Source organism: Halorubrum sp. CBA1229 (assembly GCF_003721435.2).
In the GTDB taxonomy this organism is placed as follows: domain Archaea; phylum Halobacteriota; class Halobacteria; order Halobacteriales; family Haloferacaceae; genus Halorubrum.
Genome location: NZ_CP054585.1, coordinates 1,285,459 through 1,299,057, shown reverse-complemented (window position 1 = coordinate 1,299,057; position 13,599 = coordinate 1,285,459). Strand labels below are relative to the sequence as shown.

Here is a 13,599-nt window from a genome sequence, read left to right as displayed (position 1 = left end):
CTCGCTTCTCTACTCGTCGCCGTCGGCGACGAGGTCCTCGTACCGCGCGCCGGTCTGTTTCAGCGTCTCGGTCGAGTAGAGCCGCTCGTGGGAAACGGGGAGGTGATCGGCCGCCAGCTCGTCGATCTTCGCGTCGACCGCCTCGGCCTCCCGCCCGTGGATCATCGTGAACAGGTTGTACTCCCACTCCTGTTCCGGCCGGCGCGGGCGGTGGTAACACAGCGTGACGTACGGGAGGCTCCCGACGGCCTCGCCGCGCTCGTCGAGCTCGTCGTCGGGCACGTCCCAGACGACCATGCAGTTGTTCGTGAAGCCGGTGACGACGTGGTTGACGACGCAGCCGATGCGCTTGATACAGCCGTCGGCGAGCAGGCGATCGACCGCCGCGAGGACGTCGTCGAGGGGGGCGCCGATCCCGCTCGCCACGTCGGCGTAGGGGGTCGCCGTCAGCGGGAACCCGTCCTGGATCGCCAGAAGGAGGTCGGCTTCGACGGGAGCGAGGTCGCCGCGGGCGTCTTCCGAGATGCGGGTGGCGGAGACCGCCGTCTCGGACGCTCGCGGGTCGCTTCGCTCCCCGCTCGCGGAGTCCGAGGCGCTCCGCGCCTCGCCCGACTCCCTCGCGAACCGGTCGGCGTTCACCACCGGGAACTCCAGGTCGATGTAGTAGTCCGTGAGCATCGGGAGCGCCAGCACCTCGCAGCCGGTCCGCTCCTCGATCTCCGCGAGGATCGCGTCGCGCTTCTCGCGCGAGCCCGCGGTGACGACGAACCACTGGTTCCACTCGTGGTCTCGGCGGTAGTTGTGGTTCACCTGCCGGTAGCCGTTGATGACCTCGGCGACCTCGTCGAACCGGTCCTCGGGCGCGCGCACGGCCGCCAGCGTCGACGAGCCGATGACCGGGGGGTTGAGCACCGCCCCGAACCGCCGGAACACGCCGCGCTCCCGGAGGTCGCGGACGCGGTCGAGCATCTCGCCGGCGTCGACGTCGATGCCCATCTCGGCCGAGACCTCGCGAGCGACCCGCTCGAACGGGCGCGGTTCGACGGGGAAGCCGCTCTGGTACTCGTCGATGAGCGCGGCGTCGACCGCGTCGATGTCGGCCCGCCAGTCGGCGTCCAGACTCATTGTGTTCGGTTGGGGTCGCGCGTACCTACGGGTTTCGGAGGGAGTCGGCCGTCCCGGGGACGGACGGGAGTTCCGGACGGGGAGGGTCAGTCGTCAGCGGGGGTCCGCCCCGACGCCGGCGCGAAGGCCCGGGCGCTCTCCTCCAGCTGCGCCGCAGAGCAGCCGCCGACGGTGGCGGCCTGTTCGAGCGTTAGGGTGCGAGCGCGATACAGCGTGAGTGCGGTGGCGACGGATTTGGACGTCATCGGGAACAGTTCTCTACTAGATGGACATGCATATAACTCTAACGCTCTTATCGGTGTGTTACAAAATCTTTGAGCGGTAGAACACACCACATTTGTTTTATTCAGGCTTAAAAAGCAAAACACGTCCACTTATGATATGTGAACCAATACCACGGAGCCGCAGCGAATCGGCCGGTTCGACGGCTTCGTCGCTCGCGCGCACCCGACGTCCGCTCTCGGCGGGTTCGCTCTGGCGGGTTCGCTCCGGGTCGCCCCGTTCCCGCGGCTCGGGAGTCGAGCGAGGGACTTTTCGTTCGAGGTCCCGAACGACGCGTATGGCTCAGGCGACTCAGGAGTTCGGCGACTGGCCCCTCAAACGGCTGATGACCGAGGTCTGCGGCTCCGGCCACAAGTCGGCCGACGACCTGACGCGCGCGCAGGCGACCGAGGCGTTCGAGCGCATCCTCGCGGACGAGCCCGACCCCACGACGCTGGGGGCGTTCTGGCTCTCGAACCGCTGGAAGCGGAACACGCCGGAGGAGCTCGGGGCGTACGTCGACGTGATGTGCGAGCGCGTCGAGTACGCCGAACCCGACGCCGACCCCGTCGACTGCGGCGCCAACTACGACGGGAAGGGGCGGTCCGCTATCCTCGGCGTCGCCGCGGGCGCCGTCGCAGCCGCCGCGGGCACGCCCGTCGTCGTCCACTCGGGCGACCGCGTTCCCACCCAGAAGCAGGACGCGTACAAGCACGTCCTCGACGAGCTCGGCGTCCACACCGAGCTGACGCCCGCCGACTCCGCCGACATGGTGGACGAGACCGGCTTCGGCTTCTACTACCAGCCCGCGTTCAACCCCGCGATCGACGACCTGTTCGACCGGCGCGACCAGATGGGGGTCCGGACGTTCGTCAACACCATCGAGACGCTGGCGAACCCCGCCGGCGCGTCGGTCCACCTCGGCTCCTTCTACCACCTCGCGTTCGCGAAGAAGGTGGTCGACACGTTCGTCGAGAGCGAGTTCCACGACCTCGACCGCGTCCTGATGTTCCAGGGGATGGAGGGGTACGACGACGTGCGGCCCGGCTACACCAAGGTCGCCGAGTGGGACGCGGCCGGCGGCAGCGAGGGCGCGGGGAAGAGCGAAGGTGACGCCGACGAGACCGGCAGCGAGGGCGCCTCCTTCGACGACTTCGAGATCGAGACCGCCGAGTACGGGATGGACCTCGAAGAGGAGGACCTCGCGGTCGACGACGTCGCCGCCGACTCCGCTGCGATCACCGAGGAGGTGCTGGCCGGGGAGCGCGACGGCCCCTTCGCCGACGCGGTCGCGGTCAACGCCGCGCTCCGGATCTACGCCCGCGAGGACGCCGACTCGATCGAGGAGGGGTTAGAGGCCGCCCGCGAGGCCATCGACGACGGCTCCGCGATGGCCGTGCTCGAGGAGCTGCGGGCGTTCTGAGGCCCGGGTCGCCGACCACCGCGTCCGGCCGTCGACGCACTTTTGGGCGGAATTTGGGCCGGAGTTCGGAAAGCCCACTTAGGCGTTCGTGACCAACTCTCACACGCACAGCACACCATGACACACGACGTTATCTCACACCGAGGGAGTCCCCGCGATGCCCACGTGTGAACACTGCGACGCGCACGTCTCGGACCGGTTCGCCCGCGTGTTCTCCGACGCTCGCGGCCGGATCCACGCGTGCCCGAACTGCTCGGCCAACGCCGGTATCGCGGAGGTCACGAAACAACGGGCGCACGACGCCTGAAAAACGGATATTTTTCCTCGCTCGACCGCGTTTCGCGTCGCCCCGTCTACCGCTCCGGAGCCGGCGGCATCGACCGCTTGTGGGCGCTGCGCTCGTGGAGCTCGACGACGCGGTCGACCGCCTCGGCGGGCACGTCGAGCTCGCGGGCCGTCGCCGCCCGTGAGAGCCCGCCGTCGACGTGGACCGCGAGGATCGCGTCGACGACGTCGTAGTCGAGGCCCAGCTCCTCGGCGTCGGTCTGCCCCTCCCACATCCCCGCGGTCGGCTCCTGCATCACGAGATCCCGCGGGACGCCGACGTGGGCGGCCAGCTGGCGGACCTGCTGTTTGTACAGGTTCCCGATCGGGTTGCAGTCGACCGCCTGGTCGCCGTACTTGGTGAAGTAGCCGGTCATCGCCTCCGCGCGGTTCCCCGTCCCCAGCACCACCCGGTTCTCGGCGTTGGCGACGAGGTAGTTCAGGACCGCGCGGGTCCGGACGTAGACGTTCCCCGCCGCCGTCCGGTCGTCCGCGGCCTCCGGGAACGCGTCGAAGAAGGACTCCGCGATCGGCTGGATCTCCACTAAGTCGTACTCGATCCCGAGCTCGTGGGCGACGCGCTCGGCGTCGCTCATCACGTCCGGGTCGTTCACCGCCGAGGGCATCGTGATCCCGTGGAGGCCGTCCTCGCCGAGCGCCTCGACGGCGAGGTGGGCGGTCAGCGTCGAGTCGATCCCGCCCGAGAGGCCGAGGACGGCCCCGTCGGCGCCCGCGTCGTCGACGACGTCCGCGATGAACGAGACGACCCGCTCGCGGGTCGCCTCCAGCTCCGACTCCGAGAGCCGGAGGTCGAGGGGCGGGTCGTCCGACAGCAACACCGACTGCTCCGAGTGCTGGCTCATGGAGGATAACAGGGGCCGAGGCGACTAATATCTCCGCTTCACCCGCCCGAACTGGACGTTCGTCCGACTCGACGCGTCCGTCTCGCCCGATTTCCGACGCTCTCGCCTCGATCGCTTGGCCGTCGCGCTCAGAGCAGCCCCTCGCGGTCGGCGAGCAGCAGCCCCTCCAGCGTCGCGTCGTTCGTCGGGGGCTCGCGGGCGATCTCCAGCGCCTCCTCGATCGGCACCGCCCGCGGCGAGAGGAACTCGTTGCTGTCGTGGTCGACGCCGACCGGTTCGAGCCCCTCGGCGAACACGTACCCGCGCTTGTGCCGGAGCACGCCCGTCGAGCACCACACCTCCTGTAACAGCGACGTCGACGAGGGCGCGAAGCCGGTCTCCTCGGCGAGTTCGCGCGCGCCGGCGGCGGTGTACGACTCGCCGCGCTCGACGATTCCGGCGGGCAGCTCCAGCTGTGTGTTCCGGACCGTCGGGCGGTACTGCTCGACGAACAGCACGTCGCCGTCGGCGACCGCGACCACGACCGTCGCGGGCGACAGCTCGGCCCAGTAGTACTTCTTCTCCGACCCGTCCGGCTGCTCGACGCGGTCGTACCCCCCGACGAACCAGCCGGGGTCGTACTCGACGGCGACCTCCCTGACCGGCCACTCCGGCTCGCCCGGCAGCGAGTGGTTGCGGCCGTCTGAAAAGGCCGGGAGGGCGCGGAGGTCGGCCGCGGGGGCGTCGCCCTCGTCGCTCGGTCGCTCATCGTCGTCGCTCACGGCTGCACCACCTCCACGCGGTAGATCCCCCCCTCGTACCGCACGCGGACTCCGTCGTCGGTGGCGGCCTCGGGCAGCTGTCGCCTGAGGGCGTCCACCTCGTCGAACGGGGTATGGGTGAACCACTCCTTGATCCCGTACGAGTCGGCCAGGTACGGGTCCGAGCGACCGTCGTCGCTCGCGAGCGCGCTCGTCAGGAACGGGTACCGGCGCTCGGTGACGTTGTTCACGTCTATCGCCGCTCCGTCGGTCTCGATCGGCTCGGCGGTCAGGTAGTAGGGATCGCCGCTGCCGAGGTAGCTCGGCAGGGCGCCCAACGCGAGCAGGGCGACGATGACCAAGGCGATGGCGACGAGGAGGTTCCGGGTGACCCGGCGCATGGTCGACGTTGACGCCGCCCGGGAATACCGGTTTCGACCGCGCCGACGCGCTTTACTCGCCGGCGCCCCTCTCCCTTCCCATGGAGTTCCGGTTCGAGCTGGCCCTGTGCGCCGCGCTCGAATCCACGGACCGAGTCGTCGCCCGCCAGCTCGGCGCCGGCGTGACGAACCCCGGCGGCCGGATCGTCGACGTCTGCGTGCTGGCGCCCGGTCCGGGGTTCGACCGGCGGGCGGCGATCGCCCCCGAGCGGATCCCGGACCCCGCGATCGAGGCGGCCGTCGGGCCGGGCGAGGCGGTCTCCGTCGCCGACGCGTTCGACCTCCCGCCGGACCGGGCGGCCGCGGTCGTCGAGCGCGCGGTCGAGGTCGGCTACCTCGAACGCGAGCGCCGCGACGGCCGGCCGGTCGTGCGCGCGACCGCCCGGTACCCCGACGACTGGGTCGGCTCGCTCACCGCTATCGAGAACAAGCCCGACCTCGGGACGCCGGGCGACTTGGCGGCCCAGCTGCGGTACGACGTCGCGCTCGGCCTGTTCGACGAGGTCGTTCTCGCCACCGCCTCCTACGTCACCCGCGCGCACCTCAACCGGATCCCCGACCCGGTCGGTGTCTGGCGGTTCGACCCCGAGACGGGCGAGCGAGAGGTGGTCCGGGCGCCCGACCCGCTCGACCCCGACGCGCCCGGCGTCGAGATCCGCGAGGAGCGGTCGCTCCGGACCGACGTGGCGCTCGCCGACCCGGACGCGTTGGCCCGCAAGCGGCGCCGGATCGCGGAGCGCGCGTACGGGAAGGGGTGGCGGCCGTCGCCCCCGGGGTGCGCGCACGCGACGGGGACCGCCGACGGCCGCCCGTACTGCGAGCGGTTCGACCGGGTGGTGGACCCGGGGCGCGACTGCGGCGCGGGCTGTGACGCGTACGACCCCGCCGACCCGCCCGCGGTCGACCGCGACGGGCTCCGCGACGGGCGAACCGCGTGGGTGGCCGACCCCGACGGCGACGGACCGCGTCGGCAGGCGGGGCTCTCGCGGTTCCTCTGACCGTCGCCTGTGGGAATCCTTATACCCCGTGCGACGGACTCTCACGTATGGACGACATCGATGACGTGTTCGTCGCGCGGCTCATGACGAGCGAACTCCACACGGTAACGCCCGACACGCTGGTCGAGGACGCGGCCGCCGTGCTGCTCGACAACGACATCAGCTCGGCGCTGGTCGTCGACGACGACGGGGCCCTGGTCGGCATCCTCACCACGACCGACTTCGTCGACATCGTCGCGAAGAGCCAACCGAAGGCGGAGACGACCGTCGAGCGGTACATGACGCGCGACCCGATCACGGCCGGCGCGCAGGACTCCGTCTCGGCGGTCGCCTCGCTCATGGTCGAGCACGGCTTCCACCACGTGCCCGTCGTCGACGGCGACACGCCCATCGGGATCATCACGACCTCCGATTTCGCCGCGTACGTCTCCTCGCCGGAGACGGTGTCGCCGTAGACGCCGGCCGCAGTTTTCCGCCGCGGTCTTTCGCCGTTTTCGCCGCGTCCGCGACGCCGACAAGTGACGCCCCTTTCTGTGGGGTATTACCCGCGCCCCGCCTACCCGACGCCATGCCCGATCACCTGCATCTCAACCTCTTCACCATGGCCTCCGTCGAGCACGTCTCGCCGGGGTCGTGGACCTATCCCGGCGACCGGTCGCCGGAGTACACGGACCGCGAGTACTGGACCGAGGTCGCCCGGACCGCCGAGCGGGGCGGCTTCGACGCGCTGTTCTTCGCGGACGTGCGCGGGGTCTACGACGTGTACGGCGACGACCGCCACACCGCCGTCGAGAAGGCGGTCCAGACGCCCGCGAGCGACCCGCAGCTCGTCGTTCCCGCGATGGCGGAGGTCACCGACGAGCTCGGCTTCGCCGTGACGCGGTCGACGACGTACACCCACCCGTACCAGCTCGCGCGGGAGTTCTCCACGCTCGATCACCTCACCGACGGGCGGATCGCGATCAACGTCGTCACCTCCTACCTCCAGTCGGCCGCCGAGAACCTCGGGCTCTCGGAGCGGATGGACAAGGAGACGCGCTACGACCGCGCCGACGAGTTCCTCGACGTCTGCTACGAGCTGTGGGAAGAGTCGTGGGACGACGACGCGGTCGAGGTCGACCGCGAGACCGGGCGGTACACGGACCCCGAGAAGGTTTCGGCCATCGATCACGAGGGCGAACACTTCTCCGTGCCCGGTCCCCATGGCTGCGAGCCCTCGCCGCAGCGGACCCCGGTCGTCTACCAGGCCGGCTCCTCCGACCGCGGGCGGGAGTTCGCGGCCGCGAACGCGGAGGCCGTCTTCGCCAGCCAGCCGACCGAGGCGGGCGTCCGCGAGTACATGGCCGACGTCAAGTCGCGCGCCGCGGACCACGGCCGCGACCCAGAGAGCCTGAAGTTCTTCATCGGCGTCGTCCCCGTCGTCGGCGAGACGCAGGCGCTCGCGGAGGCGAAGTACGAGGAGTACAAGCGCCACGTCGACGTCGAGGCGACGCTCGCGCTCCTCTCCGGGTTCCTCGACATGGACCTCTCGGAGCTCGACCCCGACCAGAAGGTCGAGCACATCGAGACGGACGCGATCCAGGGGACGATGAACGCGTTCACGAAGGCCCAGCCGGACCGCGAGTGGACCGTCCGCGAGGTCGCGGAGTTCTGCGGGCTCGGCACCACCTCCCCGAAGATCGTCGGCACGCCGGAGGTGATCGCCGACGAGCTGGCGTACTGGCACGAGGAGGTCGGCGTCCACGGGTTCAACGTGAAGGAGGTCGTCCGCCCCGACTCGCTGACGGACTTCGTCGACCTCGTCGTCCCGGAGCTGCGCGAGCGCGGGCTCGTCCCGGGCCCGGACGATGCCGACGACACCCCTCGCGGTGACGGCACCCTCCGCGAGCGGCTGCTCGGCGACGGCCAGTCCCGGCTCCGCGACGACCACCCGGCCCGGCGGTAGGGAGCGCGACTGCCTCCGACGGTGCGGCCGGGATATCCCGCCCAGGTCGGGCGATCCGAGTCGACTTTTTTATCGGTTCTGAATCCGCCATCCCTGCCGCGCCCACTACGCTTAAGTGCGTTCCACCGCTTTCTTCACGTGACGCTTCGCTTGGAGGGCCGAAGCGTCAGCGGGGACCTACTGAACGACACGCCGGTGCCACTTTTTCCGGCACGGGCGTGCCGTTCGTTCCTTTCACACCCACGAGCGACGGCTGTCTTCATGTCTTCACGTCCCGACCCCGGCGCGAGCGCCGCCGGATCCGAGACTCCGCTTAGCTTGATATAGGCGCTAAGCCCCCACCCTCAAGGAGCGAACGGCGTCAGCCGTGAGCGAGTAGGGTAGGGTAGTTCACAGGTTCTCTCCCTGATACGACCCCTCGTACGCCCCGTCGTGGTCGGCCTCGGCGAGCACCAGCTGGGCGATCCGCGCGCCCGGCTCGATCTCGATCGCGTGTCCCACGTCGAGGCGCCCCTCGCCGACGCCCTCGTAGCCCGCGTCCCAGACGGCGGTGTCGAGAGTACAGGAGTTCCGGAGCAGGGTCGACCGCGGGAGCACGAACCCGATCCGCCCCTCGGGAATTCGCACCGGCTCGCCGTACCGAACCACGTACGTCCCGGGGTCCAGCCGGTACGCCCCGTCGTCGAGCGGCACCGGGTCGCGCTCGCCGACGCGTTTCCCGTCGCGGCCGATCCGCCCGGGCGTCGACTGATCGAAAATCTCGTCCGCCGTGAGGTCGACGCCGTTCGGCTGTCGCTGCGCGTCGTCGAGGTCGGCGTCGCCGGCCTCCAGCGCCGCCGCGACCGTCGCTCCCGAGTCGAACATGCCCGACCGAATCCGCGGGCGAGACTAAACGGTGTCGCACGCGGCCCCGACGCGGATCGGTCCCCCTCGGTTCGCCGAGGGATGCGGCGAATTCGGCCGATATGAGCCTTTATCGGCCTTATATTCTCGTTACGACTATCACTCACACAGGCGCGCCGCTCCGGCGATCCATCCACAAATGTTGCTGGATCTTCGGATCCTACACGGTCGATCTTTTGGGAAACTCGCGGGTTTTATATCCACGGGAGGGCGACGTGCGGATGATATGGGACAAACGATTACGGAGAAGATCCTCGATAACCACCTCGTCGAGGGCGAGCTGACGCCCGGCGAGGAGATCGGCATCGAGATCGACCAGGTGCTGACGCAGGACACGACCGGGACGATGGTGTGGCTCCAGTTCGAGGCGCTGGACCTCGACGAGGTCCAGACGGAGCTCGCCGCGCAGTACTGCGACCACCAGACGTACCAGTTCGACTTCAAGAACACCGACGACCACCGCTTCCTCCGCTCCGCGGCCGGCACGTACGGCGCGTACTTCTCCCGGCCCGGCAACGGCATCTGCCACCAGGTCCACAAGGAGAACTTCGCCGCGCCCGGCAAGACGCTGCTCGGCTCCGACTCGCACACGCCGACCCCCGGCGGGCTCGGCCAGCTCGCGATCGGCGCCGGCGGGCTCGACATCGCCGTCGCGATGGGCGGCGGCCCATACTACGTCGAGATGCCGGAAGTCGTCAACGTCCACCTCGAGGGCGAGCTCCCCGAGTGGGCGACCGCGAAGGACATCGCGCTCCACCTGCTCGGCGAGCTGACCGTCAAGGGCGGCGTCGGCAAGATCTTCGAGTACACCGGCCCCGGCGCCGAGAACCTCTCGATCCCCGAGCGCACCACGATCACGAACCTCGGCACCGAGCTCGGCGCCACCTCCTCGATCTTCGCGACCGACGAGAAGACGAAAGACTGGCTCGCGCGCCAGGACCGCGAGGAGGAGTACGTCGACCTCCAGCCCGACGACGACGCGGAGTACGCCGAGACGATCGAGGTCGACCTCTCCGACCTCGAGCCGCTCGTGGCCGCCCCCTCGATGCCCGACAACGTCGCCCCCGTCAGCGAGTACGAGGGCACCGACGTCGAGCAGGTCATCATCGGCTCCTGTACCAACGGCGCCTACGAGGACATCCTCCCCAGCGCGAAGATGCTGGAGGGCCGCGAGGTCGCCAAGCAGACCGAGATGATCGTCGCGCCCGGCTCCAAGCAGGCCTCCGAGATGCTGGCCCGCGAGGGCTGGACCGCGGAGATGATGGCGGCCGGCGTCAACTTCTCCGAGGCGACCTGCGGCGCGTGTATCGGTATCGGTCACGTGCCCGCCTCCGACTCCGTCTCGCTGCGCACCTTCAACCGCAACTTCGAGGGCCGCTCGGGCATCGAGGACGACTCCGTCTTCCTCTGCTCGCCCGAGGTCGCCACGGCGGCGGCCATCACCGGCGAGATCGTCGATCCGCGCGACCTCGCGGACGAGCTCGGCGACCTCGAAGAGCCCGGCTTCGAGATGGGAACGAAGTACGGCCCCGGCATGGGTCAGGACGACTCCGACATCATCTCCCCCGACGAGGCGATCGACGACGGCCTCGTCAAGGGCCCGAACATCGGCGACGTGCCGCTCAAGGACGGGATCGACGTGGACGGCGGTGAGGCGCTCCTCAAGATGGAGGACAACATCACCACCGACCACATCATTCCGGCGACGGCGGACATCCTGAAGTTCCGCTCGAACATCGAGAAGCTCTCCGAGTTCACGCTCTCGCGCGTCGACGACACGTTCGCGCAGCGCGCGCTCGACGCCGACGGCGGCGTCCTCGTGGCCGGCGAGAACTACGGACAGGGCTCCTCGCGCGAGCACGCCGCCCTCTGTCCGATGTACCTCGGCATCGAGGCCGTCTTCGCGCAGAGCTTCGCCCGCATCCACAAGGCGAACCTGTTCAACTTCGGTATCGTCCCGCTGGCGATCGACGCGGAGACGTACGAGCAGATCGAGCAGGGCGACGACCTCGAGATCGTCGACGACGTGCCCGCGGGCGTCTCCTCCGGTCAGGAGGAGTTCACCGTGAGCGTCAACGACGGCGAGTGGGAGTTCACCGCCGACCTCGACGCCTCCGAGCGCGAGCGCGACATCCTCGCGGCCGGCGGCAAGCTCTCGTGGGTCAAACAGCAGCACGCCGACGACGGCTCCGGCGCGGCGCCGGCCGACGACTGAGGCGGCTCGCGGACCCGCGACTCTCTCGGTTCTTTTTCTTCTTTCGCGCGCTCACCGACGCGGAGCGCGAGCGCCGTCGCTCTCGGTGGCCGAGGGTCGGAAACTGACGGATCCGCCGCTCACGGAGACGGTTCGGTCGGAAAAACGCGACCCGTCGGTTCGCCCGTCGAACCGGCGTCAGCGGGCCGCGGCGGCGACGCGCTCGCGCTCCTCCTTCTGCGAGATGGAGTAGGAGCGGTCGGCGTCGTAGTCGGCCGCGGCGATCAGCTCGTTGGCGAGCGCCTCGGCGGCGGACGTGGTCGACTTGTACGTCGCGCTGGCGACGCCGTCGGAGATGAACAGCAGCGCCTGGTCGACGCGGCGCTGGGGCGCGACGTCGACCGCCTTGGGGACGGAGATGCCGCCGTACTTCAGGCGGACGGTCTCCTCCCGCGGCGCGGCGTTCTCGACGGCCGTCACGAGGACCTGCACCGGGTTCTCCTCGGTGCGATCGTGGACGATGTCGAAGGCGTCACGCACGATGCGCGTCGCCTGCTGTTTCTTCCCCGTGTTCTCGTCGGTCTGCATCAGCCGGTTGATCAGCCGCTCGACCAGCGAGATCTCGGACTTCTTGAACTGCTTGGACGCGTGACGGCCCATGGTGTGGGCGATGGGCGTCACGGTCATGTACCGCTTCGTCGAGGGGTCCTCGTAGGCGATCTCGGTGACGTCCCAGACGCCGAACAGCTCGGCGTTCTCGTTGGCCGCCTCGCTGGCGGCGGGCGCGTCGGGCTCGGGCTCGTCGGCGGCGACGTCCGCGTCGGACTCCGCCTCGGCTTCCTCCCCGCTCATCTGACGGGCTTCTCCGCGTTGCCGCGAACCAGTTCGATCATCGAGACGCCGTTGACCTTCTCGACCTTGTAGTTGACGCCGGAGAGGTCGCCCATCGCGCGACCCTTGGCCCCGCCGATCCCGGCGATCGTGACCTCGTCGTGCTCGTCGATGAACGAGATGGCGCCGTCACCGGGACAGAACGCGGTGACCTGCTTCCCGTTCTTGATGAGCTGGACGCGGACGCACTTTCGGATCGCGGAGTTCGGCTGCTTTGCTTCGATCCCGACCTTCTCTAAGACGATCCCGCGAGCCTGCGGGGCGCCCTCGAGGGGGTCGGACTTCTTCTTGAGCCCGCGCTCTCGCCGAGCGTACTCGGAGTCGGACCAGCGGCGCTTCTGCCGGTCCTGCTTGAGCTTACGGGCCGCGTATTTGCCGTTCGCCATCGTACGTCTACTTCCGAACGGAGCTACTTAAGCGTCGTCTTTCGGCGCGGCGAAACGCCCTCAGATCGCCCGAGCGGTACCTCTCGTCCGTTCTGAGGGTGTTTCTCGAGGCGTGTCAGATCGAAAAACAACCGCCGCTCGTCCCCGCTGAGCCGGTAAGCCGGCGCGAGCGCCCGTCGTTCGGCGACCGCGGCCGGCCGCTTACCGGTCGCTCCTCTCTCGGCGGCTTACCCGCTCGGTTGCTCCTTCCCCGGCCGCTCACTCGCTCGTCGCCTCGCGGGCGTCGGCGGCCCAGTCGGGCTCGGGGATCTCCGCTCCCGGGTCGCGGTAGTCGATGTCGACGTCGACGGTCGCCTCTCCCCCGTCGTGCTCGCCGGCCCACGACTGTTCGAGCCGCGGGACGACGCCGGACTCGTACACGTGCGCCGTCGCCGACGCGGTCTCGACGGTCTCGGGGATGTTCCGCTCGCCGTCGAACTCGTCGGCGGTGAACCGAGCGGTCGCCTCGCCGCGGACCGCCCCTTCCCCGTCGCTCGTCGGGTTCCAGCGGTTCAACCCCTCGTACTCCGTCTCGCCGCTCTCCGTCTCGCCCTCGACGCGGATCCCGGTCAGCGCCTCCTGCCGCATCGACTCCTCGAGGTCGCCTTCGGATCGGTCCACCGACTGCCGGTCGTACCGCGTCTCGCCGTCGGCCCGGCGTCGGAACAGCAGCTCCTCGCCGGCGACGTACAGCTCCGTCACGTCCGCCTCCGTCGTCTCCGTTATTTCCTGTCTCACGTACTGCCGACCGTTTTCGAGGTCGTAGCTCGACTCGTAGGTCTGCGAGGGGAGCCACGGCGTCGGCTCCGCGTCGCCGTCGTGGCTCGTCTCCGCCGTCGAAAACAGCGTGAAACCGCCCGCGTCGACGAGCGCCTGCGCGTGCGACTCGGCGAGCGCCTTCAGGGCGAGCCCGTCGCCGTCGCGCCACTCCGCGTCGGCGAACGGGCGGTCCGGGCCGTCGTCGAGCGGGCCGCCGGAGCCGTCGCCGCCGTCGTCGCCGGAACAGCCGGCGATCCCGACCGCGACTCCGGTCCCGAGACCCGCGAGGAGGCGTCTGCGGTTCATGG

The 13,599-nt window shown here is 69.6% G+C and carries 15 protein-coding genes; 6 read left to right on the top strand and 9 right to left on the bottom strand.

Annotated elements, in window-relative coordinates; translation table 11 throughout:
- Positions 1–9: 9 nt before the first annotated feature.
- Positions 10–1,125 carry an Lrp/AsnC family transcriptional regulator gene (locus Hrr1229_RS06495; protein WP_123113651.1) on the bottom strand — a complete coding sequence of 372 codons (1,116 nt, stop codon included), beginning with the start codon at positions 1,123–1,125 and terminating at the stop codon, positions 10–12.
- Positions 1,126–1,211: 86 nt separating this feature from the next.
- Positions 1,212–1,370, bottom strand: a complete 159-nt coding sequence (locus Hrr1229_RS06490) for a hypothetical protein (RefSeq protein ID WP_176329372.1) — start codon at positions 1,368–1,370, stop codon at positions 1,212–1,214.
- A 314-nt stretch (positions 1,371–1,684) separates the two neighbouring features.
- Here Hrr1229_RS06490 and Hrr1229_RS06485 point away from each other — a divergent pair, with 314 nt between their 5' ends.
- Together Hrr1229_RS06485 and Hrr1229_RS06480 are read left to right on the top strand one after the other, a co-directional pair.
- Entirely contained in the window at positions 1,685–2,809 is a 1,125-nt protein-coding gene (locus Hrr1229_RS06485) for an anthranilate phosphoribosyltransferase (RefSeq protein ID WP_123113652.1), read from the top strand.
- Between the two features lie 157 nt (positions 2,810–2,966).
- Entirely contained in the window at positions 2,967–3,116 is a 150-nt protein-coding gene (locus tag Hrr1229_RS06480; RefSeq protein WP_170938266.1) for a hypothetical protein, read from the top strand.
- A gap of 46 nt (positions 3,117–3,162) precedes the next feature.
- On the opposite strand, the gene Hrr1229_RS06475 is transcribed toward Hrr1229_RS06480, so the two are convergent.
- The 3 genes from Hrr1229_RS06475 to Hrr1229_RS06465 all read right to left on the bottom strand — a co-directional run bounded on the left by Hrr1229_RS06475 (position 3,163) and on the right by Hrr1229_RS06465 (position 5,137).
- On the bottom strand, positions 3,163–3,996 hold the full coding sequence (locus tag Hrr1229_RS06475) for an NAD+ synthase (protein WP_123113653.1): 834 nt from the start codon (positions 3,994–3,996) through the stop codon (positions 3,163–3,165).
- A gap of 128 nt (positions 3,997–4,124) precedes the next feature.
- Positions 4,125–4,757: an NUDIX hydrolase gene (locus tag Hrr1229_RS06470; protein WP_123113654.1), complete on the bottom strand. Its 633-nt coding sequence runs from the start codon at positions 4,755–4,757 to the stop codon at positions 4,125–4,127.
- On the bottom strand, positions 4,754–5,137 hold the full coding sequence (locus tag Hrr1229_RS06465; RefSeq protein ID WP_123113655.1) for a hypothetical protein: 384 nt from the start codon (positions 5,135–5,137) through the stop codon (positions 4,754–4,756). Before Hrr1229_RS06465 ends, Hrr1229_RS06470 begins: the two co-directional genes overlap by 4 nt.
- Positions 5,138–5,217: 80 nt before the next feature.
- Between Hrr1229_RS06465 and Hrr1229_RS06460 the strand changes: the two genes are divergently transcribed.
- From Hrr1229_RS06460 to Hrr1229_RS06450, 3 genes are all read left to right on the top strand, one after another.
- On the top strand, positions 5,218–6,174 hold the full coding sequence (locus Hrr1229_RS06460) for a DUF5787 family protein (RefSeq protein ID WP_123113656.1): 957 nt from the start codon (positions 5,218–5,220) through the stop codon (positions 6,172–6,174).
- Positions 6,175–6,221: 47 nt separating this feature from the next.
- Positions 6,222–6,629 (top strand): CBS domain-containing protein, encoded by a 408-nt coding sequence (locus Hrr1229_RS06455; protein ID WP_123113657.1) that lies wholly within the window; start codon positions 6,222–6,224, stop codon positions 6,627–6,629.
- Between the two features lie 113 nt (positions 6,630–6,742).
- Positions 6,743–8,119: an LLM class flavin-dependent oxidoreductase gene (locus Hrr1229_RS06450; protein WP_123113658.1), complete on the top strand. Its 1,377-nt coding sequence runs from the start codon at positions 6,743–6,745 to the stop codon at positions 8,117–8,119.
- Between the two features lie 390 nt (positions 8,120–8,509).
- Here the strand turns inward: Hrr1229_RS06450 and Hrr1229_RS06445 are convergent, their stop codons facing one another.
- Positions 8,510–8,983, bottom strand: coding sequence for a deoxyuridine 5'-triphosphate nucleotidohydrolase (locus tag Hrr1229_RS06445; protein WP_123113659.1), 474 nt, complete (start codon positions 8,981–8,983; stop codon positions 8,510–8,512).
- Between the two features lie 265 nt (positions 8,984–9,248).
- On the opposite strand from Hrr1229_RS06445, the gene Hrr1229_RS06440 reads away from it, so the two are divergent.
- Complete coding sequence (locus Hrr1229_RS06440; protein ID WP_123113660.1) at positions 9,249–11,237, top strand: aconitate hydratase; 1,989 nt, start codon at positions 9,249–9,251, stop codon at positions 11,235–11,237.
- A 177-nt stretch (positions 11,238–11,414) separates the two neighbouring features.
- Here the strand turns inward: Hrr1229_RS06440 and Hrr1229_RS06435 are convergent, their stop codons facing one another.
- The 3 genes from Hrr1229_RS06435 to Hrr1229_RS06425 form a co-directional block, all read right to left on the bottom strand.
- Positions 11,415–12,068: a 30S ribosomal protein S7 gene (locus Hrr1229_RS06435; protein WP_123113661.1), complete on the bottom strand. Its 654-nt coding sequence runs from the start codon at positions 12,066–12,068 to the stop codon at positions 11,415–11,417.
- Entirely contained in the window at positions 12,065–12,493 is a 429-nt protein-coding gene (locus Hrr1229_RS06430) for a 30S ribosomal protein S12 (protein ID WP_004048726.1), read from the bottom strand. The genes Hrr1229_RS06435 and Hrr1229_RS06430 overlap by 4 nt, the downstream gene beginning before the upstream one ends.
- A 258-nt stretch (positions 12,494–12,751) precedes the next feature.
- Positions 12,752–13,597: a hypothetical protein gene (locus tag Hrr1229_RS06425; RefSeq protein WP_123113662.1), complete on the bottom strand. Its 846-nt coding sequence runs from the start codon at positions 13,595–13,597 to the stop codon at positions 12,752–12,754.
- Positions 13,598–13,599 lie beyond the last annotated feature (2 nt).